16 protein-coding genes are annotated in these 25,594 nt (G+C 55.5%); 6 read left to right on the top strand and 10 right to left on the bottom strand.

Annotation, left to right across the window (positions count from 1 at the left end):
* Positions 1-10: 10 nt before the first annotated feature.
* The 4 genes from ABIT76_09670 to ABIT76_09685 all read right to left on the bottom strand — a co-directional run bounded on the left by ABIT76_09670 (position 11) and on the right by ABIT76_09685 (position 9,469).
* Positions 11-496, bottom strand: a complete 486-nt coding sequence (locus tag ABIT76_09670; protein MEO7933412.1) for a hypothetical protein — start codon at positions 494-496, stop codon at positions 11-13.
* Entirely contained in the window at positions 493-1,371 is an 879-nt protein-coding gene (locus ABIT76_09675) for a hypothetical protein (GenBank protein ID MEO7933413.1), read from the bottom strand. The genes ABIT76_09670 and ABIT76_09675 overlap by 4 nt, the downstream gene beginning before the upstream one ends.
* Before the next feature lie 198 nt (positions 1,372-1,569).
* Positions 1,570-5,016: an autotransporter-associated beta strand repeat-containing protein gene (locus ABIT76_09680; protein MEO7933414.1), complete on the bottom strand. Its 3,447-nt coding sequence runs from the start codon at positions 5,014-5,016 to the stop codon at positions 1,570-1,572.
* A gap of 514 nt (positions 5,017-5,530) precedes the next feature.
* Positions 5,531-9,469 carry an autotransporter-associated beta strand repeat-containing protein gene (locus tag ABIT76_09685; GenBank protein MEO7933415.1) on the bottom strand — a complete coding sequence of 1,313 codons (3,939 nt, stop codon included), beginning with the start codon at positions 9,467-9,469 and terminating at the stop codon, positions 5,531-5,533.
* A 273-nt stretch (positions 9,470-9,742) separates the two neighbouring features.
* On the opposite strand from ABIT76_09685, the gene ABIT76_09690 reads away from it, so the two are divergent.
* Together ABIT76_09690 and ABIT76_09695 are read left to right on the top strand one after the other, a co-directional pair.
* On the top strand, positions 9,743-10,750 hold the full coding sequence (locus ABIT76_09690; protein ID MEO7933416.1) for a hydroxyacid dehydrogenase: 1,008 nt from the start codon (positions 9,743-9,745) through the stop codon (positions 10,748-10,750).
* Positions 10,751-10,801: 51 nt separating this feature from the next.
* Positions 10,802-12,163: a GH1 family beta-glucosidase gene (locus ABIT76_09695; protein ID MEO7933417.1), complete on the top strand. Its 1,362-nt coding sequence runs from the start codon at positions 10,802-10,804 to the stop codon at positions 12,161-12,163.
* A gap of 14 nt (positions 12,164-12,177) precedes the next feature.
* On the opposite strand, the gene ABIT76_09700 is transcribed toward ABIT76_09695, so the two are convergent.
* Positions 12,178-13,434: an alpha-L-fucosidase gene (locus ABIT76_09700; protein ID MEO7933418.1), complete on the bottom strand. Its 1,257-nt coding sequence runs from the start codon at positions 13,432-13,434 to the stop codon at positions 12,178-12,180.
* A gap of 5 nt (positions 13,435-13,439) precedes the next feature.
* A complete protein-coding gene (locus ABIT76_09705) occupies positions 13,440-15,956 on the bottom strand; it encodes a sugar-binding domain-containing protein (GenBank protein ID MEO7933419.1) in 2,517 nt (838 codons plus the stop codon).
* A 146-nt stretch (positions 15,957-16,102) separates the two neighbouring features.
* On the opposite strand from ABIT76_09705, the gene ABIT76_09710 reads away from it, so the two are divergent.
* A complete protein-coding gene (locus ABIT76_09710) occupies positions 16,103-19,321 on the top strand; it encodes a glycoside hydrolase family 2 TIM barrel-domain containing protein (GenBank protein MEO7933420.1) in 3,219 nt (1,072 codons plus the stop codon).
* 39 nt (positions 19,322-19,360) lie between these two features.
* Here the strand turns inward: ABIT76_09710 and ABIT76_09715 are convergent, their stop codons facing one another.
* Complete coding sequence (locus tag ABIT76_09715; GenBank protein MEO7933421.1) at positions 19,361-19,885, bottom strand: DUF5069 domain-containing protein; 525 nt, start codon at positions 19,883-19,885, stop codon at positions 19,361-19,363.
* Positions 19,886-19,921: 36 nt separating this feature from the next.
* Positions 19,922-22,051 (bottom strand): ATP-dependent DNA helicase RecQ, encoded by a 2,130-nt coding sequence (locus ABIT76_09720; GenBank protein ID MEO7933422.1) that lies wholly within the window; start codon positions 22,049-22,051, stop codon positions 19,922-19,924.
* Between the two features lie 72 nt (positions 22,052-22,123).
* Between ABIT76_09720 and ABIT76_09725 the strand changes: the two genes are divergently transcribed.
* Positions 22,124-22,720 carry a type 1 glutamine amidotransferase domain-containing protein gene (locus ABIT76_09725; GenBank protein ID MEO7933423.1) on the top strand — a complete coding sequence of 199 codons (597 nt, stop codon included), beginning with the start codon at positions 22,124-22,126 and terminating at the stop codon, positions 22,718-22,720.
* Here ABIT76_09725 and ABIT76_09730 read toward each other — a convergent pair.
* Together ABIT76_09730 and ABIT76_09735 are read right to left on the bottom strand one after the other, a co-directional pair.
* Complete coding sequence (locus ABIT76_09730) at positions 22,689-23,771, bottom strand: alkene reductase (GenBank protein MEO7933424.1); 1,083 nt, start codon at positions 23,769-23,771, stop codon at positions 22,689-22,691. The two genes, ABIT76_09725 and ABIT76_09730, sit on opposite strands and share 32 nt — an antisense overlap.
* Positions 23,772-23,921: 150 nt before the next feature.
* The gene (locus ABIT76_09735) at positions 23,922-24,128 is read right to left on the bottom strand and encodes a hypothetical protein (protein MEO7933425.1); all 207 of its coding nucleotides are present in this window, start codon (positions 24,126-24,128) and stop codon (positions 23,922-23,924) included.
* Positions 24,129-24,225: 97 nt separating this feature from the next.
* On the opposite strand from ABIT76_09735, the gene ABIT76_09740 reads away from it, so the two are divergent.
* Positions 24,226-24,924 carry an SDR family oxidoreductase gene (locus tag ABIT76_09740; GenBank protein ID MEO7933426.1) on the top strand — a complete coding sequence of 233 codons (699 nt, stop codon included), beginning with the start codon at positions 24,226-24,228 and terminating at the stop codon, positions 24,922-24,924.
* A complete protein-coding gene (locus ABIT76_09745; GenBank protein ID MEO7933427.1) occupies positions 24,914-25,594 on the top strand; it encodes a M23 family metallopeptidase in 681 nt (226 codons plus the stop codon). Before ABIT76_09740 ends, ABIT76_09745 begins: the two co-directional genes overlap by 11 nt.

The following is a 25,594-nucleotide window of genomic DNA, read 5'->3' on the forward strand; positions in this document are numbered from 1 at the left end:
TACGAGTTACCTAGTTACGATCCAAAGCAGTGAAAGTCTCCACGGATCCAGCAGCGTTAGCAATGGACGCACTGGCGGGCCACGCAACTCTTATGGCTGCCATGGCAGCTGTTTTGGGGCCGGAACCGCTCGGCGGCGCAAGAAATGAAATGGACACCAAGTATCGGCCCGTACTGGCGCTGGCTACTTTCTGGCGTTCACTATTGAAGTAGAGTGTATTGCTTCCTGCAACACCCGAAGCAGGGATATCAATGGCATACTGTTGAGAACTGACTGCGGTTCCACGAGGTAAGCTGGATGGAGTGGCTCTTAGATCGGAGATGACTGCTGATAAAATGCTATTAGCCGCCGTCTGTTCGATTGCCGCACGATTGCTATTTAAAGCGACGGGCAGCAATCCAAAAAGCGTAGTCAGACAAAAACCTGCCACTCCGAGTGCAAGGGTTACCTCGATCAGTGTAAATCCGACTTTCTGATATTTGGCGAAGGTATTCATCGTCTGTAGATTTTGGTATTGCCGGAGATACCCGTCAGTTGGATAACGGCGACGTTCTTAGTGGCTAGATCCGGCGCGTTGCCATGTGTCGGACGCAATCCTATTTCGGTAAGTGGGCGGAGGCTATATGTGCTATTGATACTAGCTTCTCCACGTGGATTAAACCGAATCGTCTTCCAAAAAGTATAGCCCTGGACAGTAAAAGGGTACTTTGTCGCGTTAGTGGAATGAGTGTCATCGCTATTGATTCGGTTTTGGTAATCAACGCTGTTGGCAGAACCATAAGTGTAAGGCAAATCGGGCCTTCCATCGAGAGTCACATTACTCCCTCCTGTTGGCGCGCCGACGTCAGTCATGTGCACCTTTTCGATTTTGGCTATTCTTCCAAGTTGACCAATCAAAGAGGGCGTCAGTGGGATGGGATTCGTTGATGTTGCGTTGGAGTCCTGGCAATTGGTGGTTCCGTCCTTGGAATAGACGACCGCAACCACTACACGGCCCTTCCCAGTATATGGCGGCTTGGTGTTGGTCGCCAAAAGCGCCCCGGCGTCTTCTTCGTAAAACCCGATCCAAGTGTATGTGCTATTTGCGATCGCATAACTGCGTGCACTCTCTATGGCACCGGAGATGTCATACGCAGCCTTGGTGACATCCCCTGCCCCTCGCATTGCATTAAAGGCTGGAACTGCCAGCGCAATCATGGTGATCATGATTGCCACCACCGCCAGCAACTCCACTAAAGTGAATGCACTAGCTTTGGATGATTCGCCAATCTCGAGAACCTGATCAGCAGGAGCCGACAGGAAAAACGTCGAATAAATCGCACTTCCGCGCTTTGGGAAGCGTCGCAATAGATTGGACGGTGGGTAATGCATGGTGGGGGGACACTGTTGTTAACATGTCTAACAACGCTACAATATTGTTCATTGTGCTCGCGTGTGCAAAGTGCGGAGTATTCTACTTATAGCACGAAACCTTACAGGCGGCGACAAATGTTTGCTTCATGCTAACCCCTCTAAAACCAAAAAAGACGGCTCGATAAGCCGCCTTTTTGGTTTGCGATTACTACGGCCTTAAACAGCCCTTCTTCTACGCTGCACGAACCACAACAAGCCCGCACCCATTCCGATCATTGCATAGGTGCCTGGCTCGGGCACTGCGGTGACAGCTAATACGCCGTTTGCATCTGTGAAGGTGTAATTCGCTGCTCCATCACTCCCGGTCCAAACGCCACCTGAGTTAGACAGAAAGGTTCCGCTCACAGCGACCGAGCTGAAATCGGTCGTATTGGAGAATGTTCCAGCTGTGAATAGATTGTAACTACCCGTCTGGGTTAGATTGTAACCTCCAAAACTGGTCAGGGTAAGAGTGCCACCATAGTTCAAGATGCCGCTGGTATTGATGACATCGAACGTTGTTCCAGCCGTAGTCCCACCAATTTCCAAGGTTGTCGCTGCTGTGCTGGCTAGAGTGAAGTTTCCGGTCACGTTAAGGGCTCCAGGGCTAAAGCCCGGTGCCACATTGCCCGTAGCCGTAATGGTTTTCCCGGCACCAATGATCATCGTTCCGCTTCCCGAGATGTTCGCCTCTGAAAAGCTCGCTTTTGCGGATACATCTAGAATGCCGGTTGTGCCACCACTAACACCCAGGATAAGTGTGTTGCTAATGGCGCCTGTGGCCCCCACGGCGAGCGTTCCGTTTTGAACACTGGTCGTTCCCGTATAAGTATTGGCCCCGGAGACATTCCAAGTGCCTGTGCCGGTCTTGAGCAAAGAGGTGACGTTGCTGCCGGAGCCGTTATTAATGGTGCCGCTAAGAGTGCCCGCCGCAGTGCCTGTTCCTGTCCCGGTCAAGGTCAGCGCCTGTGTGCCGCTGCTGCCCGACGCCGTCATGGCACCGCTGAACGTCACTCCGCCAGTTGAGGTGCCGGAGGCATCAAAGCCGCCGCCGTTGGTCGTCAGCGTATATTGGCGAATCGTGCTCACCGCCGTGGCCCCCGTGTATTGCAAAAGTCCCCCGTCTAATACCAAGTCTCCGGCGAAGGCGATCGTGCCGCCCCTGCCAAAGGAACTATTGGCGTTAGTCCCCGCAAAGGTTGTGGCATTGACGACGCCAGCCTTGATTGTGAATGGGCCTGAAAAACTATTGGCCGCAGTGAGGAACAAAGTTCCAGCTCCGGTTTTCGTTAAGCCAAAACCGCTGCCAGCAATGATTCCCGAGATCGTGGCGTCATTGCCGTTGGTATCAATCGTATTACCCGCGCCAATCAAGGTTACCCCTCGATTGGCGGAAAGACTGATGTTGTTTGCCCCGAATTGCAGCGTGCCTCCCGCCATGGTCAACTGGTCGGCCACCAGAGCCCCTGGAGTCGCTCCCAAGCTGGTTTCAGCCGCGATGTTGGTGATACCTTGGTTTAAATAGGTCTTGCCCGTGTAGGTGTTGGATGTGTTGGACAAAGTTAACAGTCCCGCACCGGATTTGACGAATGTGACTACATTCGCTCCGTTGTCAGCAATCGTCGAGCCGATGGTCAACCCATTGGCCGTGTTGTTCTGGAAAACCATTAAGGTTTTGTTGGTCGCGCCTGCAGTCAGTGTTCCGCCAGTGATGGTGGTTAGATTGTTGCCCACCGCTGGTGTCACCAAGACTCCTCCCTGCGTCAGGGTTAAGGAACCGCCAGTGGCGTCGATTGTGCGAGCGTTGGCGGTGTTGAAGCGTAATGTGGAAGCCGAAAGAGTCGTTCCTGCCACGTTGGTAACGACGTCAGTGTTTCCTGCGACTGTTGACCCTGTGCTGTTAGTATAAGTTGAAGTCGTCGTCGAGAGCCCTACGATGTTCAAATTAGATGAGTCCTTGGCAGCCCAATCATCGCCCCCGACCACGCCAACAACTCCGGCGGTGGTGGTAAACAAAGTATTTGCACTTCCGGTCGTAGTGCTCAAGACGCCCCCCGCGCCCAACGCCAGAGTGCTGCCCGCATTTCGCGTAAGTCCTGCCGCGACAATCTTGCCGGTGCTGCCACCGGTTCGATTGATGGCATTGGCACCCGCATTCAACGTCCAGTTATTGACAGTTTCTGTCGTACTTCCCCCATTCAGGTTGAGAATGACTGATCCACCGAGGGTAAGGTTGCCGCCGGTGGCCGTGCCGCTGATTTTAGTCCCGGCATTGCCGGTGTAGTCAAGGTTGACCGTCCCACTGTTAAAGGACGTAGTGCCGGTATAGGTATTTGCCCCAGCCATGGTGAGGATACCGGTGCTGGACCAGCCAAGCGAGGAAGTGCCCGCGCCGTTTTGGGCTGTTCCCAGAAACGAGACATTGCCGGCACCGTTAAAGGTTGTTCCGGTCCCAGTCGTTGTCGAGAGAGTCAGAGATGAGCCAAAGACCAGTGTATTGCCGGCACCATAAATCCCGACACCGGCGTTGCCCGCCGTGTTGGAGGCTGCGCCATCAAACCTAAAGGTCGATCCGGCGCCGAGAAGCAGATTATTAAAAACTCCGCTGTAGCTCAGCGTGCCCGCGCCGAAATTGATGTCGCCATTGCCGCCTGTGTCTCTTGCAGCACCAAAGATGGCCGTCGTAAGTACGATCGGAGCGTTATTCGTCTCTATTAGTGCACTTCCGGAGCCGTTGAGGACCGTCGCTGCTGAGAAGGATGCGCCGATGGTTAACGGTCCCGCCCCGAGAGCTGTCGTCGATCGGATATCCAACGTGCTATTACCAGCCACATACAATCCACCAGTGGCAGCCGTCTGGTTGCCGGAAATGACAAGATTACCAGTTGTGGTAACAAGTGAGCCATTTACACCATTTGTCGTCCCGACCGAGGTCAGGCCGGTGTAAGTATTTGTTCCACCGAATGTGACTACCGCCGTATTGGCAGTCGCATTACTAATCGTGACGCCGTTGGCTCCCGCACCGCCATTCGTAACTGCACCCGCGATGTTAATATTTCCGGTGCCAGAGAGCGTTGCCGTTGTGGTGGCCGCTCCGCTGTTAATCGTGAATGAACCCAAGGTGAGAGTGCCGCCCGCGCCATTGACAGTGGTCGTCTGGTTGGCATTGGAAGTATCCGTCAAGCCGTTGGTGATCGTTGTGCCACCTGCCGCTGAGACTGCGAATGTCGAGGAAGCGCTATTGGTCAGGCCACCCGTGTTATTGAAAGTCTGAAGGAAGTTACTGCTGTTCGTGATGCCAGCAGTCAGATTGAAAGTGTTGCCAGACTGGGTGTAGGCAGGTGCGGTCGCGGAAAAAGTGATGCCAGCAATGTTGAAACCACTATTTGTGAGAGTGTTCGTGAGCGAAGCGCCTTGAGTTCCGGCTGCGTTGAAAGTAATCGAATCGCCTGTAGCAAGGACTGTCCCGCCATTCCAGTTTGCATTGGTCACCCAATCTGGAGGGGGGGTATTTCCCACCCAGGTCCGCGCTGCCGACTGGGCCGAATGGCTGAGGAGGAGTGTGGCAATCGATCCAGCGAGGATGGAAGGGAAACGGGCGGTGGAGAATAAGTTTTTGCTCATAGGGGAAGTAAAGAGAATCACAGCGACTGTCTCATGCGACATGCCTCAATGCCACGGCGATTCGTCGGCAGATTGTCCTAGTTATAGAATTGCCCAACTCCTCGAAAAATTTGCGACTTCCGAATGGAACACGTTGTTGATCTAAAGGATCTCGGCCTTTCCCCAGCGGATTCCACGTTTGTTCCAACGGTATTAGTCCTTGGTCTGGCAGGACGAGGAGTTGTCCCAATGGGAAAAGCACTGGGAACGTTGGGACAAGTCGTTGGTGCGTCGGGACATGTCGTTGAAACGTCGGATCAAGAGCTGTTTCCGATGGAAAAGGCTCTTGAACCTGCGGGGGAAGTCATTGACCCGGCGGAACCCGCGCCGAGTCTGCTTCAGATTTCTCGATCTTTCATTGGGTCAGTTCCTCCACAGACCATATGCCAGAATCTCCAGGCTCGAACAAATGCTTCTCGATCACGATCAGGCCAAGGCGAAGTTGAAGCGCCGACTCATCGGAGTTTGAATCGATTCAGGCGACGCGAAGGAGCGTTTTCAATTGCTTGCGTTGAGTCCAGCCCACAGCCGCCAGTGTTAGTGTGCCTGCGACCCATGTGGAAGGTTCAGGGACGGGGACAACCTCGGTGGAAATGAAACTGGTGCCAGTGCCGATCTGAGTGCTGCCGGAATCGCTAAAGAACTGGATGTGATCCAATTCGCTTTGGGTCAACGTGCTGGTAGTGAAGATGAGCTGATCCGCTCCGCCTGCAGTAAGTATAGTACCGCTCCAGTTATAGATTTTCAGGATGGCGTTATCGTCCCAATTCCCGGTGAGCGCGCTGGCAAAAGTCAGAATATCCTTACTTCCACTGGTGCCGAGGGTGCCGAAGTCGATGATCGAGTTGGCACTGAGGGTGAGTGCCCCAACCGATTCATTCAGCCCGGCAACACCGATGGCGAGAGTGCCGCCCGACAAGGTGACGCCCGCCGAGTCTCCGATCTGGTTGCCCGTGTTGGCCAACAGTAGGGTGCCGCCGGAAATCGTCACACTGGTGGAGGTATTGATACGACCCGTGGAACCGGTGGTTAAGGTGCCCGCGCTGACCGTCGTTGCACCTGTGTAGGCGTTGGTCGCGCTAGTAAGGGCGAGCGTGCCGGTGCCGGCCTTGGTGATGCTGTTGGCGGTGGTGCCGTTAGAAATCGCGCCGCCAATTGTCAGCGTCGCCGAGCCATTAGTCGTGATCGTGCGGGTGGTTCCGGCAGTCGCGCCCAGGGAAGTCGCACCGGTGCCGAGATTCAAATTGTTCGCGCTGGTACCGCCCGCAGTGCTGAAGGCGAAATCGCCGTTGATCACGAGGGTGGGATTGCTCGTTTCGGTCAAAGCCCCGCCACTCGTGTTATTCAAGGTGCCGCTAGTGATATCCAGTTTGCTGCCGTTTGCGTTCACCAATGCCCCGGCGCTCTTCAGGTTCAGCGTTCCGCCGTTCAGAAAGACTTGCCAGTTTGACGAGCCTGTTCCGAGGGTAACCGTGTTATTGAGAGTCAGCGAGCCGCTGGTTACCGTCGCAGCGAGAGTCCGACTGTTATTGGAAGAAACGACGCCGTTGATCGTCAGGTCGTTGTTGGTGGTGCTCGCCACAGTGATGTTTGCGTATTGGTTGGACGCAGAATTACTCAACCCGCTCAAGATTACGTTTGCTCCGGTCAGATTAAAGGCAGTGGTATTTCCAAGGCCGAATCCGATGCTGCTGCTGAGCTGGAAAGCCGATGAGCCGAATTTCAGCGTGTCGCCGGTGGTGCTGGTGACATTGATGGTGGCATTGGTTGCGTTAGCATTGCCGGTCTGGCCATTCAGCGTGAGAGTGTGCCCATCCCCCGTCGGAGAGTTCAGGCTATTGACGAGGAAGTTATAGGTGCTCGTGCCAGAAAAAGCATTAAGACTCAAAGGCGTGAACGTGGTGTCCGCATCCGCCTTCAGGCTCATCGTCGCGCCACTGGTGAAGGTGATCGCCGAGCCAGTGCTCATCGCCGCCGCGCCGTTATACTGCACGGTGCCGGAAGAGATTGTCGTGCTGCCGGTCTGAGTGTTCGTACCAGCCAGCGTCAGGGTTCCGGTGCCTTGATATGTTAATGAACCGGACACGGTCGGGCCATTCTGGACGTTACCGAGGATACTGACGTTGGCGGTGCCGCCGATGGCGGTTCCTGAGTTGGCATTCGCACTCGACTGGACCGTGAAGGTTGAGCCGCCAAAAATCAGCGTATTGCCAGGGCCATTGATAGTTAAGCCCGCATTGCCGGCGGTATTGGTGAAGGCACCGTTAAATTTGAAGGTCGATCCTGTGCCAAGGAGGGTCTCGGTATAAACACCGCTCGTCGTGACCGCACCCGCGCCGAAGGTGATGTCGCCATTGCCACCCGTATTCGCCGCCGCGCCGAAGGTGCCATAGCCAAGAGTAATGGGAGTCGCGTTCGCAAGCGTCAGCGCAGCTCCGGTGCTGTTGAGAATCGTGGCACCGGTGGTGTTCTGGTTAGAGGCGCTAAGGGTAAGGGCGCCGCTGCCGAGGGCCGTGGTCGATAGCAAGTCGAGGATGCCGGCCGCCACGAATATGCCCGCCGTGCCAGCCGTGTTGTTGCCAGAGAGTGCGAGGGTGCCCGTGCCTGCCTTGGTCAAAGTAAAGCCACTAATGCTGCCGCCCAAGGTCAGAGTATTAGCGGTAACTGTAACGGTGCGGTTGGCGTTAAGAGTTACCGCGCCAGTGCCCAAGTCCAGGCTATTGGTTCCGGTGAAGGTAAAGTCGCCGTTCCAGCTTTGCGCGTTATTGGTACCCAGAGCGATTCCTGCTACCGAGGAGTTGATGGTGCCACCCGCAATTGTGAAGTTGCCTGTGCCGATGGCAGAGGAGGTGGTCGTACCCGTCGCTCCGTTGTCGATGTTCAACGTCCCTCCGTTCAAGGTCGTACCGCCACTGTAAATGTTCGCACCAGAGAGGGTGAGCACGCCAGCACTTGGTCCCCCGTATGTAACCGAACCCGCCGCGCCTCCGTTGGCGATGACTGCCGAGATGGTGGTGGCCCGTGTATTAGCCGTGATGACTAATTCGTTGTTGGAGCCGATGATGATGCCACCGGTCGAAGGCCCACCGGAAATGGTCAGCGTGCCAGCGCCAGCATTCATCAATCCATTGAGCGTGAGAGTATTTCCCGCCCCGATAGCCGTGGTCGTGTTCCCACCTGTAGAGTAGCGCAAGGTGTTGGCGGTCAGATTTGAAGACGTGGTGGCGGCCGCGCTGTATTCAAAGTTGCCCGTAGCGCTGGTGACGTTGGCCAAGGTTCCTGCCGTCGCCGTGGTTCCGGTGAGGCCAGTGATGTTAGTGGCCGCACCTGCGGTGGAACCAACCGCATACTTCAAGCTGGTGCCGGTGCCAAACGAAGCCCAAGGCCCGATGATGCTGTTGACGTTAGTGGATGTGGTGGTAATTGCACCAGTAGCGGTTCCGAAGTTGACTGCGGCACCGGCTACGGAGCGCCCAATCGCACCCAAGGTCAGAGTGTCGGTGCCAACAGTGTTGTTAACCGTCGATCCGCCCGAGTTTAATGTAAGTCCCGCGACCGTTTGTGAGTTAGTGCCCGCTTTGCTGTAAGAGAATGTGCCGCCGCCCATGGTGAGGGAACTGCTGGAACTCAGAGAGCCAGTCAACGTCAGTGTGCCCGCATTCACGGTCGTTGCGCCGGTATAGATGTTCGCGCCGGCCAAGGTAAGTGACGATGTACCGTTCTGAGTTACGCTCAAAACAGAGGTGCCCAGATTACCCGAAAGAGTTACCAGTCCTGTGCCCGTACCAACATTGCTAATGCTGATGTTGTTGCCGCTCGCGCCGATGTTACCATTAGCGGTAATAGTCCCACTGCTGTTCGCGCGGAAACTCAACGTGCTGTCTGCGGAAGCGGTAATGGTGCCGCCGAGGGTGATTGGCCCGGTGTTAGTAGCGCCAACGTCCGTGTTGGTCACCAGAACAAGGTTTGGATTGACAATGAGCGCGCCACTGCTGGAAGTAGAGATCACCGCTGTATTGGCATTTCCAAAGCCGTTGTTGGCCGCGCTGATTCCAGTGCCGTTCATCGTAAAGGCGTTTACACCACTCACAGCGATGGTCAGCGCGCCGGTGTTTGTCTGCTTGATGCCGCCCGTGATAATGTTCGTGTCGAGCGTCAGCGTGTCGAGCGGCAGAGTGGCCGTGGTAGTGTTATAGGTGAGGAAATCTCCAGCGATGCCAGTGTTCGACCAAGTGGCTGACGGGTTGGTGAAAGTCGCCGTGGTCCAGTTGTTCGTGGCTGCAGGGGTCAAAACATGGGTGGTATCAGCAGCCTCCGATGAATGACCAAGTGCGGCGGCAACGGCGAAAATCAATGCGGTTTTCGCGACAGGAGTGAAGCGATTGATGAGGGAAGCAGAGGATTTGAATTTCATAGAGGGATCAGGTCCGCAGAATCCCACCGACTGCGAAACACACAATGTAACTGTAATTCTAGTTATAGCACGCCAAGGACATTTATTGCGCCTCCGGTCCTATAATGAGAATCACGCGGACCTAGCCGAGAGCAGCAAGCGCAGCTACCAATGCCAGACAATGCATGCACGATTTTTTTCCGAAAAGAGTGCGACTCGTCCCACTACGATAAATTCATTTCGTTTACAGTGGGTAGTCGGACCTACACGGATACTTTGGCAAGCTGGAGTTTGATGTCTCGCCACGATAGTAAGCCTCGCGTGCTCGTCGCGATAACGGAAGAGCGCAGGCAGGGGTTTCTTCCCAACGATCTGCTGAACCGACTGAACGATCTGGTGGAGGATGTGCGCATGTACGATCCGGAATTGCGCTATGATAATTGGGAAAAAGAACTCGCCGACTATGAACCGGGAGTGATTGTTTCCGGTTGGGGAACACCTCGCATTCCCGTGTGGCCGCAGCCCAAGCTGGATTATGTCTGCCATCTAACAGGGGAGGTTCGGAATACGATTCCCAGGGAACTCATCGAGCGCGGTCTGATGGTGACCAATTGGGGGACTTCCATTAGTCGGACGGTTGCCGAATGCACTCTGATGCTGACCCTCTGCGCCTTGAGACGAGTGACGCAGTTTGCCCTCGGCATGCATGTGGAAAAGCAGTGGAAAACCACCGATTCGGCAGCCAGTCTGTTTGGACGACGCATCGGCATCCATGGCTTTGGAAATATCGCCAGGGAGTATGTCAAGCTGGCCAAACCCTTTGGCTGCTCCGTTTCCAGCTACGATCCGTATGTGAGTGACTCGGTTCTCCGCCAGCATGGAGTCCAGCGGTGCAACTCGCTCGAGGAGCTATTTTCCACTTCGCAGATTATCATCGAACTCGCAGCTAATACGGAGGAAACCCGTCGCAGTGTAACGGGCGAGCTTCTCCGAATGCTGCCTCCCGATGGCGTCTTTGTAAACACGGGCCGCTCCGCTGTGGTGGATACCGAGGCACTCGTTGAGATCGCTCGCGAAGGCAATCTGCAGGTGGCACTCGATGTTTTTGACGAGGAGCCATTGAGTGCGGATAATCCATTGCGAGGCTTGCATAATGTGACGCTTCTGCCGCACATCGCAGGCCCCACAACAGATCGTCTGCGCGATTGCGGAGAAGCTGCGGTCCGCAACATAACGAAGTATATCCACGGAGAACCTCTGGACGCGGTGATTACTCTGGATGTTTACGATCGGATCTCATAAACCCTGAGCCATGAATCCTAAGAATCGACTCCAACTCCCCTCTTTTTTGCAGTGAGCATCACTCCCTCTCCACGGCATATTAGTTTCCCAAATGACTTCGTTTGGGGTGTGGCTACCGCAGCAGCGCAAATCGAAGGAGCCGCATTCGAAGGTGGCAAGGGAGAATCGATCTGGGATCGCATGGCGAGGGTGCCGGGCAAGGTGCTCAATGGCGATACCCTAGATGTGGCCTGCGATCATTATCACCGCTATCCGGAAGATTTCGCAATGATGCGCCAGTTAGGTATCCAGCATTATCGCTTCTCGATTTCCTGGCCACGCATTTATCCGCAGGGAGACGGCGCGATCAATCAGGAGGGACTGGATTTCTACAATCGGCTGATTGATAGTTTGCTTGAGCATGGCATCACGCCGTGGGTAACGCTCTTTCACTGGGATTTACCGCAAGCATTGGAAGATCGCGGCGGTTGGCGCTCACGAATTGTTCCCGAGGCTTTCGCCGTTTATGCGGAAATGATCGTCAAGGCGCTGGGTGATCGGGTTAAAAACTGGATTACCTTGAATGAGATCCGGTGCTTCACACTCTTCGGGTATGGTGAAGGCTGGATGGCACCCGGCGTTTTTGAATCAGCTAAAGTGGTTAATCAAACCTATCATCACGCCTTACTCGCCCACGGATATGCCGTGAAAGCAGTTCGCAAATATGGCGGAACCGACGCTCGGGTAGGAATCACCGATAATCCTGATGTTCCGGTTCCTGTCACGGAAACTGCCACGGACATAGCCGCCGCCAAGGCTTGGTTTATCGAGAAGAATGCTCATATTCTGGAACCCATTTTTACAGGTCGATATTCGGACGAATATATTAAACGTTGCGGGGCTGACCGACCTGAAGTGGCTCTGGGCGATATGGAGTTGATCAGTCAATCGACGGATTTCCTTGGGCTGAATATTTATACCGGATGCTACATTCGCGCAGGAAACAACATGCCCTACGAGCAGATGGAATTCCCCGCGGATTATCCGTCCACGACGTGTCCCTGGTTAAAGGTCATGCCGCAGGTACTCTATTGGGGACCCCGACTCGCGTGTGAGTGTTATGGGGTTCAAGCTATTTACATTACTGAAAATGGATGCGGCTATGACGACGAACCTGTAGTCGCAGGTCAAGTGAACGACTTGCATCGTCGCGATCTGGTCCGGAACTATCTGTCTGAGCTACATCGAGCGATTCAGGACGGCGTGCCCATTCACGGCTACTTCCTCTGGTCGCTAATGGATAACTTCGAGTGGAAGGACGGCTATACCAGAAGGTTTGGGATTGTTCATAATGACTATTCCACGCAAAAACGCACTCCGAAATTAAGCGCTCTGTGGTATTCCAGCGTCATACGCGAGAACCGTTTGCTTTAAGCCGCCGCTCATAGCTAGGCGGTGAGTTCGGCCACTCTTACCACCATATCAATCCCGTAGTCGTAACCTTCGCAGTTGAGGGTTACTTTTCCATCGGAGCTTTGGCTGAAGATTCCCGGTGTACAATCATCCAGCCATCGAACGCTTTGAATGCCAACGGGTAGATAATCGATGATACGGGACGCGTTACTGTTTCCGTGTTTCACTACATGAGCATCCCCACGGCGTCCGAGATCATGCGCGAAATAAAAGAAACGTCCTTCGTCATGAAGAACAAAATCTTTTCCCTCGCATCTGGCGTCAAACGGTCGCGCATCGTAAATCAGATCGCCATGTGACTCGATCCATTTTCCAACTATTCTCAGTGCGGCGGCTTCATAAGCGGGAATGCCGCCCGTAGCGGTTGGCCCTATGTTAAGAAGATAGTTGGCACCGACTCTGCGGCAGGCGCAGAGATGCTGAATAATTGCCGCAGGACTCTTGAAGTTGTAATCGCGAGCGCCGATTCCCCAATGGCTGTTCATCGTTTCGCACATTTCCCCGGCGACATACTTAGACCAGCCGCGGCGATCCGGAGCAATGGGTAGTCCTTGTTCAAAGGTCGTGCTATCAATTTCCGGATGCCCTTTCGCACCTTGAGCATCCAAACCCGTATTGTTGATGATCATTGCCTCTGGCTGGAAACGGCGGATTATTTCAAAGAGACGGTCTTCCTTCCAATCCGCGTGCTCGCGTGACCAATTACCGTCAAACCAAAATCCACCGATCTCTCCGTAGTTTCGACATAGCACTTCCACAGACGCGTGGAGATAGTCGAGATAGTCATCGAACTTGGATTCACTGCAATTCGCCGAGCCCCATCTCCAATCCAGAGTGGTATGGTAGAGAAATGGAACAATATCCTCGGCGCGACACGCTTCCACGAACTCGGCGACGATGTCTCTTCCAGCCGGAGAATGCGGTGAATCGAAAGTGGAAAGTCCTCTTGTGTCGTAGAGAGAAAATCCGTCGTGATGTCGCGTGGTTAGAGTGATGTAGCGCATGCCGCTCTCTCGTGCCAAACGGGCAAATGCCCGGGCATCGAAATCCGCAGCCGTGAAATTTCCGGCAAGCTTCTCATAGTCGCTAACCGAGATACCTTTGTGATGTTGAATCCATTCTCCCTGACCTAGCTGTGAATAGAGTCCCCAATGAATGAAGAGTCCATAGCCGAGTCTTTCGAAGCGTGCCACGCGGTTAGACGGCTCCGGAATTTGCGGGGAGGCGAACATAACAGCTAGGAATTTCCGATCCGAATGACTTTGGGAGTAGCTAGATTCGCGGGCCAATCCAGCGTGGTTGGTATTCCTGGGTAAACGTCAAAGAAATTATCCGGCAAAGCGGTGTCACCTTCAAGATCAAGACATACCCGCCAGGCGAAGGTATCGCTTTCAAAAATAGCCTTTCCCTCGATTTGTCGAATACGAAGCTGACTCTCCGGCCATTTCATTTCCTTAAACAGCGGGAGAAAGAGAGTATCGCGAGCCACTTCAATGTCACCTTGTTTCAACAAAGCGTAGGCCACATGAGTCGTAGTGCCGAGAGAATCCCATTGAGCCGCATCGAATTCCGCAATGATCGTACTAGCGTTCTCCGGAAGATTTACAACCGAGGTTAGATTGAGTGGATAGCCTCCATCTAGCGCGAATAGACCACATCGGAGTTCCATTGATATTTCGGGGCCCTCATTGATTCCATAGATGCGAACAAAGTCGGATTCGCGCGTCACAACAACTGCGACAGGTGCATAAGCTCGTTTTACCGGCCAAAAGGCAGGTGTGCGGCGCAAATAATAATCCACAATGGTCCAGCTTCTCGTGGTCGGCCAAGTGTCATTATACATCCAAAATATCGCTGCCGAGCTGTCAAACATGCGCCGACGAAAATTCTTAACGTATTCACTCAACCCGATGCCCTGCAACAGTCCTCCCCAATAAACGTAATCTTCCACACTCATGGTATCGATGCTTTTACCCAGCCAAAACTCGAGCATTTCATCAGGATACGGTTTGCTGCCTCCCCAGAAGGAGACGCTGTTGTCATGCAGTTCCCATGCGAATGATCCCGGCTGATCCATGCCTGGCGGCAGGCAGGCCATTACCGTTTGAAGAGCGTTGGGGCCGAGGATGCCGCCTTCATTCGGAAAACGGCAAATCATCTCTCGATACTTACGGAAGTCGTTATCGGCAAAACCAATATTCCATGGATGTTGATCGCCACTTTCATCCGCATTGGGAGGAGCGCCATCTGGTGAAAAAGGGGAACTAGGCTGGTAGTAGCGTGTGCCATCCTCCTCGCGCAACAGGGAAGGCAACAACCGGTGAAATAGAACGTAATCCGGTGCCACAATTCCTTTTTCCCAACCCCATTCCAAGCCTCCCCATTCCATTTCGTTGTTTCCGCACCAGATGATCAGGCTCGGATGATGAGCCAGCCTTCTAATATGATGAATGGCTTCTTTTCTAACATCATTGTAAAAGGCTTCGTCGTATCCAGGATAACGATTGCAGGCGAAAATAAACTCCTGCCAAACCAGGATGCCGCGTTCATTGCAGAGGTCGTAAAATTCGTCGCTCTCGTATAGTCCCCCACCCCAGATGCGCAGGAAATTGCAGTTGGATTCCACCGCGCGATCGATCAAGGTCACATAGCGTTCGCGGTTGATTCGGTTAAAAATAATATCAGCCGGAACGAAATTTCCACCTTTGCAGAAGATCGGCTTTCCGTTGATTTCCACGATGAAATAATGGCCCTGCTCGGGATGCGGCTCCTGATTGATGCGGACGTGGCGGAATCCGATTCGACGGGAATCTACCCATTCATTTCCATCCCATGAAAGCTTGGCGTTCACCGTGTAAAGTGGCTGCGCTCCATGACCGATTGGCCACCAAAGTTCCGGTCGCTCCACGTCGATAACTGCTTCCAGTCGATTGGTTCCTGGCTTCACGACAAACTCGATGGTTTGAGTTAAATCCTTTTCAGGCAGGGAGACAGTCAGCGTTACTTTCGTTTCTATAAATCCCTCCACAATCAGCCTCGCTGTAACCGAGCCGCGTTCTAGTTGCGAATCTAGTTTGGCCAGTACGACCAAGGTTTCGATGCGAAGAGCAGAAGTGCGCTCAAGATAGACATTTCCATGAATACCTACATTCAGTAAACGTGGAGACCAGTCCCATCCGTGAGAACTCTGGACGATGCGCAGCCAGGGACGCTTCTGAGGAGCGGCATCCGGGACATGTTCCAGTCCTTTCGTTTGTTTGTCAGCAGCGTGGACCAGCCCGCTTTCGACGGTGACCACAAGGATGTTTTCTCCATCGATTAAATGATCGGTGACATCCAGTCGGCAGGGATAAAAATAGTTCGCGTGTCTGCCAACTTCCTTTCCATTGAGATAAATGACAGCCGCGAGTGCCAATCCCTCGAAAACCAGCCAGGCGCGCTCGCCCACTAATAGGCTGGAGCTTTGGAAAGATCGCCGATAGTGCCAAAACATTTCCTCGACCCATCGTGCGCTGAGGCATTCCAAACCCAAAGTTGGCTCTTTGATCAGCCCGAGACGAATGAGATCTTCGTGAATCTCGCCTGGCACTTGAGCGTCCCACGCCCGATCAAGCACGGCGTCTGGCTCGAACAAACGCGTGTGGCGATCACCTCGTTGGTTGTCATACCAGCGAACTTTCCAAGTTCCATTCAGATCAATACGTTCAGACATATAAGTTTCGCGCAGGGTGCTCTGTAAGGATTCGCGAAGCAAGGAAGCCCCGAATCATATTATAGAATGGAATCCGAGTTGCACTGCGCAAATAATGAGGCGAGCAACAGAGTCAATTTTCAGCGACCAATCCTCGGAGCGATCCCATTCCCAATACAAAAGACAGCATGTTTAAAGAACGACAACTAATGGTTTGGGAAGCTCCCGAACTGACCTCCCTCAACAAGCTCCCGCCGCGTGCAACGTTCACCCATTTTCCCAGTGCTGAGCAGGCGTTGAGCCACGCGCCGATGCAATCTCCGTGGATTTTATCCTTAAATGGTGAATGGCAATTTCGGTGTGAGTCCAATCCTGATGACGCTTTTCGATTGATAGAAAATCTTGCCACGGACAGTGCCGATTGGGGGACTATCCAAGTGCCCGGAAACTTGGAAATGCAGGGCCATGGCCGTCCTCACTATACCAATGTGCAGATGCCGTTTCGGGAGGAGCCGCCCCATGTTCCGGCCGTTAACCCGACCGGTGTTTACCGCAAGGTGTTTACCGCACCCGCAGAGTGGGCAAACCAGCGAGTTGTGATTCACTTCGGCGGAGCGACCAGCGTTCTGGCCGTCTATCTCAACGGCTTGGCAGTGGGGTTAAGTAAAGACTCCTGCCTTCCCGCAGAGTTCGATCTAACTCCGCTCATCCGAATTGGTCAGGAAAACGAACTGATTGCCTGTGTGATTAAATGGTCGGACGCTTCCTTCATCGAGGATCAAGACCAATGGTGGCTTTCCGGGTTGCATCGCGAAGTATTTCTTTTCACCACACCGCTGACGTTCATTTCCGAGATTTACGCCCGCCCAGAATTGAGCGCGGATCTTGGCACGGCCACACTGTCGCTGGACGTTCAACTTGGCTATGCAGAAGGCTTACATGAGAACGCGATTGTGGAACTTCAGTTACTCGATCCTCAAGGGCGGCCCGTTTTCAAAACTGCCGTCCAAAAGAACGTCTCGAGCCAACGCGAACAGTTGAGTCACAATCGATTCCTGGCGAGTTTCTCGGAGGAAATCCCGGTTGAAAACCTTCAACTATGGTCGCATGAAACTCCCGCTCTTTACACCGCTCTCATTAGCCTGAATTCGCCGCATGGTGCTGAATACACCGTAACTCGACTGGGATTTCGTCGCATCGAAATCGTTGGCCGGGATTTGTTAGTTAATGGGCGGCGCATTCTCATCAAAGGCGTCAATCGCCATGACCATCATCCGGACTTTGGCAAGGCGGTCCCGTATGAGACGCTCATTCAGGATGTGACGCTGATGAAGCAGTTTAACTTCAATGCCGTCCGCACGTCGCATTACCCGAACGACCCTCGCTGGCTAGATCTTTGTGACGAATACGGTTTGTACGTCATCGACGAGGCAAATATCGAGTCACACGATTTCCATAACGAACTTTGCAACAATCCTCGCTACACCACGGCTTGGCTCGACCGCGTGATGCGCATGGCCATTCGCGACAAAAATCATTCGTCCATCATTGCGTGGTCGCTGGGAAATGAATCAGGCCACGGCACGAACCACGACGCCTGTGCAGGCTGGTTGCGAGCGTACGACCCCAGTCGTTTGATTCATTATGAAGGTGGGATTTCGGGGCAAAGCAAAGTGAGCTGGCAGGATGGCGCCGCCGTCAGCGATCTGATTTGTCCCATGTATTCTAACATTACCGAGCTGTCGGATTGGAGTGATCTCGTCACGAAATACTGGCGTCCGGCGACGACTCCCTGGATGGATGATGCCACGCAAAAAGCACTTCAGATCCAAATGGAAGTCCACCGCAAAGGCTGCGACCGCGGCTCCGGCTCTCGCGTCCCGCTGCATCCATTGGCCCGGCCGGTGATTCTTTGCGAATACTCGCACGCCATGGGCAACTCCAATGGCTCGTTATCCGACTACTTTCATCTCTTCAAAACCAAACCAGGCATCCAAGGCGGCTTCATCTGGGAATGGCTCGATCATGGCTTGCGCATGAAAACTGCAGATGGCCGCGAATACATGGCTTATGGCGGTGATTTCGGCGATGTGCCGAATGACGCCAACTTCGTCTGCGATGGGCTCGTCTCTGCCGACCGCGTCCCGCATCCTGCCATGTGGGAATTCAAACATCTGGCGCAACCGGTCTCGGTTGAAACCGTCGAAGGCCACTCCGATCGCATCCGTGTTATAAATGATCACGACTTTATTTGTCTTTCTCATCTGCGGGGAGAATGGACGCTTCTCATCGATGGAGTTTCTAACAAGACGGGCACACTTCCAGAGCTGGCGCTGGCTCCGGGAGAAACGAAGGAGATTCCACTCGCGCTCGGCGAGTTACCAGCCGGGTCCGAAGCCCATCTAACGGTGCGTTGGACGACCGTCCGCGACAATACCTACGCGAAACAAGGACACGAAGTCGCATCGACCCAACTCGTGCTCGCCACTCCGCCAAAGGCTGTCCAGTATGCCCCAGCCCAGAATGCGACCGGGTCCGTTCTCGCCGAGGAAATACTTGGCGGCCTGCGTCTCACCATCGGAAAAACAGTAGTCACATTCGACTCTGCCTCCACGATGCTTTCATCGATTCGGGTGAATGGAGTGGAATTGTTGGCACGCGGTCCGTTGGTCGAACTGAACCGCGCCGCCACGGACAACGACGGCTTAAAACTTTGGAGTGGCCAAGATTACAAACCGTTGGGCCGCTGGCAAAAACTTGGGCTCATCACACAGCCGCTCCAGCATCGACCTGGAAGATTCGAATGGAAGTCGAATCAAGACGGCTCTGTGACGGTCACCTTATCTCATACGGCATCCGGCCGTAACCAATGGACGGACTGTGAGCACACGCATGGTTACACCTTGCACCCGGATGGCAGATTGGTTGTGGAAAACGAAATCACTTTCGGTGAAGCCGATATGACGGATTTGCCGCGCGTGGGAATCCGGCTGGATCTCGTTTCCGGTTACGAAAAGCTTTCCTATTTTGGTCGTGGCCCGACCGAGAACTACAGCGACCGAAAAGCGGGGAGCTTCGTAGCTTGCAACCAGACGACGGTGTCTGCGGAATACGTTGATTACGTCATGCCGCAGGAGCACGGACATCATACCGACGTGCGCTGGCTGGAGCTAGGCAGCAGCCACGATTTACCATCGCTGCACTTCAAGGCAGATCCACTCTTTGATTTTAACGCCAGTCATCTCACTGCTGAGGATCTCTATGTCGCCAAGCACACGACGGAGCTGCAACCTCGTGCGGAAACCATTCTATATCTGGATGCCGCGCACCGCGGCCTCGGCACCGCCAGTTGTGGCCCAGATGTCTTGGATACCTATCGCGTAACTGCGACTTCCTATACTTTGCGTTACACTCTGAATGGCCTCTGACATCAAGCAAAGGCTGCAACTCATTCCAGGAACCGCAGCTCAGGTTGTGTGGCGGTTTTTGATGTAGCAGACGAGCTTGTCTGGGTCGGCTTTTGTGGCCCACACCATGCGGAGAAAATCGGCGGGATGCAGGCCGTTTGTCTTGAAGAATTTCCGGTCGCCACCGCAGCAATACATGATCTCCGGCGGCAGCGCGCCTTCCAGAAATGCCTGTGCTTTTGGGATGATTCGCGGGAGCCATTCGATGCCGGCGTAAACCTCGTCCTTCGAGGGCAGATCGGTTTCCAGGATCGGAGTTACACTCCAATGGCGGTGCATCTCGTGCAGGAAATAATCGCGCCGCGCGGCCACCATCAAGAGCACGGTGTCCCAGTCTGGCTCGCCCCGTCCGACCCAATCCTCGGCGTAGTCGTAGAGGTGAATCGGGCGCAATCCAATGGAGGCTAGATAGGTGGTCTCGTCGTCGTTGAAGTAGGTGTCGGCCCCACGAACACCGCTGCGGTATTTGCCGACGGCGATGTCGTAGAGAGAGTGAAGTTGCTGGGTCCAGCGATTGAGTTCCATGGTTGTGTGTTTACGTTTGAGGCTGCGCGGCGGCTGCTATTTTTCGTCGAGGTAAGTGCCGATGGCCTCCAAAAATGGCGGGAGAACGGTCTCCGCTTTCACCGGGCCGACTCCTTTGATTCGCAGCGCAGCTTCCACGGTGCGCGGCTTCAGGCGCGAGAATGCCTCCAGCACGACATCGCCGAAAACGATGTAAGCCGGGACATTTTTCTCGGCCGCCAAATCGGATCGAACTCGCTTCAGGCTGGCCAGCAAATCGTGATCCACTGGGATGGCCAACGCGCCGCTCGGTTCGCCGACGGCAAGTTCCATCGTCTCGGGCCAGCGCAAGGTGTAACCGCGCTCGCCGCGCATCACTTTGTTGCCAAACGCGGTGAGCGTCATCAGCGGATACGGGCCGCCGGTGGCGAGAACGAGTCCGCTTTCCTGCAGACTGCGAAAGAGTTCGTTCAGGTAAGCCGCTCCGTGCGAACGCAGCAATCCGTGAGTCGAAAGCCGGTCCAGGCCAGCGGCCAAAATTTCCCGCGAACGGCTCCCGAGCAGCGTCTGAACGATGCGGCCCTTGCCGAAACGCGCCTGCCATTCGCCGCCGACATTGGCGCTCATTCTAGCCACGCCGCTGAGGGCTTTTTGGACGAGAATCGCCTCAAACTCCGTTGGCGCGCGCTCCCCGGCGCGGGTGTCGTCGGTGCAAATATCGCAGTTTCCACAACGCGTCGCGCCCTCGTCGCCGAAGTATTCGAGAATCATTTCCTGACGGCAACGGCGTCCGTAGGCGAGATCGACCATGGATTTCAGCTTCTCGCGGTCGCGGCGTTCCTTCTCGCGGAGCGGCTCGAAATCAATCTTGAGTTCCTTGGAACTCCGCTCGCGCTGGAGGACTTTGGTTCCCCTCACCCGCTGGCCGGGGACATCGAAACGGTCAATCGCCCCCGCCCGATCCAGGATCGAAAGCGCTGAGCCGACGGACATTTCATTCACGTCCTGGCCGACCGCCTCGGCGATGTCGCGAATGGATTTCAACACCACGCCATCCGGGTCAGATAAGGATCGAAGTCGCTCGTAAAGGTCGAGGATCAACTCCTTCGACGGATTGCTGCCTTCGATGAAAAAATCCTGCACGCGCGTGTCGGCGAAGTTGAAAAACAGCTCGCAAACCGCCGGCTCGCCGTCGCGCCCGGCGCGTCCGGCCTCCTGATAATAGGCCTCGACACTCCCCGGAATCTCGAAGTGCGCCACGAAGCGAATGTCGGAGCGGTCGATGCCCATTCCGAAGGCGTTTGTGGCCACGGCAATGTCGGCGTTGCCATCGACAAATTGATTTTGCGCCTCCGTCCGCGCTTCGTCACTGAGGCCGCCGTGATAGACCACGAGTTTGACTTTTTTCTCCTTGAGCACTTCGGCGACGGCCTCGACGCGTTTGCGGGTGGCGCAATAGATCACGCCCGTTTTGTGCTCGGCGATGAGGGCATTCAGCCGCTCATATTTCTGCGACTCGCCCGTGGTGTGGGTGATCGCGAAACGCAGATTCGGACGCGCAAAGCCGGCGACAAATTCCACCGGGTTTTCCAGTCCGAGCCTTTGCAAAATATCCACGCGCACCACCGGGGTTGCGGTCGCGGTGAACGCCGCCGCCTGCGGATGTCCGAGTTCTTTGAGGACGCTGCCGAGCCGAAAATAATCGGGCCGGAAATCGTGACCCCACATGGACAAACAATGCGCCTCATCTACCGCGAAGAGCGCGATTTTGATGCCTACCAGCGTCCGCATAAAGGCCTGACTCCGAAAACGTTCCGGCGCGATATAGACCAATTTATAGCGTCCCTCCTCCATCCCACGCATCACCTCGCGCTGACCTTCGAGCGAGAGCGACGAGTTGATCAAAGCCGCCGGAATCCCTTTGTCCGCGAGGCCATCGACCTGGTCTTTCATCAGCGCGATCAGCGGCGAAACAACAATCGTCACGCCCTCCAGCAGCATGGCCGGGAGTTGAAAACAAAGCGACTTGCCGCCGCCCGTCGGCATGACGGTTAGAACGTCTTTGCCATCGAGAATCGCCTGCACGACCGACTCCTGGGCATCGAGAAATTCCCGAAAACCGAAGTATTTTTCCAAAGCAGCGCGCGCATCCACAGGGCGCACACTGTTGGGCAAACGCCCGGCCATCGCAAGGACTTTGCCCGTCTATTTCCCGCCTTTGAGAGGACCGCAGACCGGAGTTCCAGCGTTATCTAACATATGAAACTTCTCAACAAACACGTCGCCATTCTCGCCGCCGATGGATTTGAACAATCCGAACTCCAAGGTCCCAAGGAAGCCCTCGAACTGGCAGGAGCCACGGTCAGCATCGTCTCGCCCGCAGGCCGCACCATCCAAGCCATGAAACACGCCGACAAAGGCGATGTCTTCGACGTCGATCTGCCGCTCGACCACGCGAAACCGGAGGACTTCGACGCCCTCATGCTCCCCGGCGGATTGATGAATCCCGACACGCTGCGGACCAACGAGGACGCGCTCCAGTTCGTGCGCCATTTCGCCGAGGCGGGCAAACCCATCGGTGCGATCTGTCACGCGCCGTGGATCCTGATCAATGCCGGACTCGTCGCAGGCCGCCGCCTCACCTCGTGGGAAGCAATTTCCAGAGACGTGGAAAACGCTGGCGGCCTCTGGGAAAACAGCGAAGTCGTCTGCGACAACGGCCTCGTGACCAGCCGCAAACCCGCCGACATTCCTGCCTTCTCCGACAAGTTGATCGAAGAAATCGCCGAGGGCCGTCACTCCGGCATGGCGGCAGCCGCCACTGTCACCGCTGATTACGACAAAAACTCCGCGTAGTTGCGAGAGCGGGGTAATCCGTGTAACCGGTCGTGCCCTGCGCGTAGAACGTCTGCGGCTGTGGCTCGTTGAGCGGGGCATTTTCCGCGAAACGCCGGGGAAGGTCGGGGTTCGCAATGAAGAGCTGGCCCCAGGCGACGGCGTCGGCTGTGCCCGCCTCGATTGCAGCTTCGGCGGATTCCTTGGTGAAAACCTGGTTCGCAATGAAGGTGCCGCCAAATTTCTTCTTCAGCTCCGGCCCGAGTTCGCTTCCATCGTAAGCTTCCCGCGAGCAGATGAACGCGATCTTCCGTTTGCCTAATTCCGTCGCCACATACCCAAAGGTCGCCGCTGGATTTTCGTCCGCGATCCCCTGCGTGCCGCCCTTGGGCGCGAGATGCATCCCGACGCGATCCGCGCCCCAGACGTCGATGACCTGATCCGTGACGTCCAGCATGAGGCGCGCTCGGTTTTCCACCGGACCTCCATAGATATCAGTGCGGAGATTGGTGCCCGTTTGCAGAAATTGATCGAGCAAATACCCGTTCGCGCCGTGGATTTCCACTCCGTCGAAGTCGGCCCGCAGCGCATTCTCCGCCCCGCGCCGATAGGCCGCCACGATCCCCGGGATTTCGTCCAACTCCAGCGCGCGCGGCGTCACATATTCCTTCATGGGCCGGATCTGGCTCACATGGCCCTCGGGCTTGACCGCACTCGGCGCGACCGGCAGCTCGCCATTCAAATACGAGGGGTCCGACACGCGACCGACATGCCAGAGCTGGAGAAAAATCCTCCCGCCTACTTCGTGGACCGCCGTGGTGATTTTTCTCCAACCCGCCACCTGCTCACCGCTCCAAATGCCCGGCGTATCGGGGTAGCCGACGCCCATCGGATCGACGCTGGTGGCCTCGGAAATGATGAGACCCGCCGTGGCGCGCTGGCGGTAATACTCGGCCATGAGGTCGTTGGGCACGCGTCCGTCGCTGGCCCGGCAGCGCGTGAGCGGGGCCATGATGATGCGATTGGGCAGGGTAAGCGATCCGAGTTGCAGTGGCGTGTGGAGAATGGACATAGTTCGGTGATTCTCGAACTTACAGGTCTATTGTCAACTGCTTTCCAGCCGCTGAGGTCGGTGCCATCGCGGACTAATGCTAAAAAAGAAAGCCCGCCGGTGATGGCGGGCTTCTTTTTAACGTTAGGGCTGAGTCGAATGAAACTCGACTTAGGATTTTGGCTTTTGCTTGGCCTTCTCCATGGTGCCGCCGTGGTGCATCGGGCAACTCATGTTGTGGCAATCCTTGGCGCTTTTGGCGTGGCATTCCGCTTTGTGGGCGGAACATTCAGCCTTGTGCATGGGGCATTGTTTCGACGTGGCGCAACCGGTGAAGGCGAGGCCAAGCATGGACAGGATCAGGAGGGATGTTTTCATATTGGTTATCCAACTCCCAAAAGCGTCTGTCGTCAATGGTGGGCGTGCCGTAGGTCAGTCGGTGACGGCGGCGGGTTTCTTTGCTAACGTCGCGGGCATGGACACGATTTTGATCACGGGCGCGAATCGCGGCATCGGGCTCGCCCTCACCGAGGAATGCCTGAAACTCGGCCACTCCGTCATTGCCACGGCGCGCGATCTCTCGAAGGCGACGGAACTCGCGGCGTTGCAGGAAAAATTTCCCAATCGACTTGCATTGCACTCGCTGGAGGTGACTTCCGAGGCATCGGTCGCGAAGCTCGCGGCGGAAGTTTCCAAGGTCGATGTGTTGGTGAACAACGCCGCGGTTTTTCCGGAGGACGGCGAGGAAACGGTGGATCGCTGGCAGATGACGCATCTCACGGAGGCGTTTGAGACGAATGTGGTGGGCGTAGCGCGAGTGACCCAGGCTATGCTCGGGCCGTTGCGGAAATCGGCGGCACCGAGGGTGGTGAATATATCGTCCACTGCGGGGTCGATCTCGGGGAAGCACTCCCATTTTTATTACGCCTATTCGACCTCGAAGGCCGCGCTGAACATGCTGACGCGGGCGATGGCATTCGACTTAAAGTCACATGGCATCACGGTCGTCGCGGTGAATCCGGGCTGGGTGCAAACGGAAATGGGCGGGGCGGATGCGACGCTCACGACGGAGGAATCGGCCGCTGCGCTGGCGAAATTGCTGGGGAAATTGACGTTGCAGGACGCCGCCAGTTTCCTCGAACGCGATGGCGCGCCGTGCCGCTATGCCTGGTAAAAAAGAACGGAGTTGGAGTGCAATCGGGCTGGTTGTTAGCGCGGTGTTGCTGGCGGGCGCGTGCGTTTTCCTCGCGTTGCAACCGCGACCACCAAAGGGAAATCCCGATCCGCGTTTCTGGCCGGTGGATGCGGTGACTCTGGCCACGCTGCCGCTGGCGACGCGGTTCGACATGCCGCTGGGCAGCGAACACGGCGCGCTGGTTTACAATGCACAGCCGTTCACGGAAAACCGCCATCTGGGCGACGACCTCAATGGTATTGGCGGCGAAAACACCGACTTCGGGGACCCGGTTTACGCAATTGCCAATGGGCGCGTGATCTACACTGGCTGGCCCGCCGATGGCTGGGGAAATCTCATTCTCGTGATGCACGCCTACGAGGAAAATGGCCGGCGGCGCTACGTGCAATCGTGTTACGCCCACCTGAATACGATGGAAGTCCACCCCGGCGAACTCGTCCGGCGCGGCCAGAAAATCGCGACGGTGGGGACAGCGGGCGGGCATTATCTGGCGCATCTGCATTTCGAGTTGCGTGAGTTTATGACTCCCTTCATCGGCCCCGGCTACCGGGCAGACGCACGGGGCTGGCTCGATCCCTCGGAGTTTGTGCGCCAGCATCGCGGTGCGGCGGAATCGGACTTGCGGACGGAGCCGACGATCGGTCCCTGA

This window comes from Chthoniobacterales bacterium (assembly GCA_039930045.1).
GTDB lineage: Bacteria > Verrucomicrobiota > Verrucomicrobiia > Chthoniobacterales > DASVRZ01 > DASVRZ01.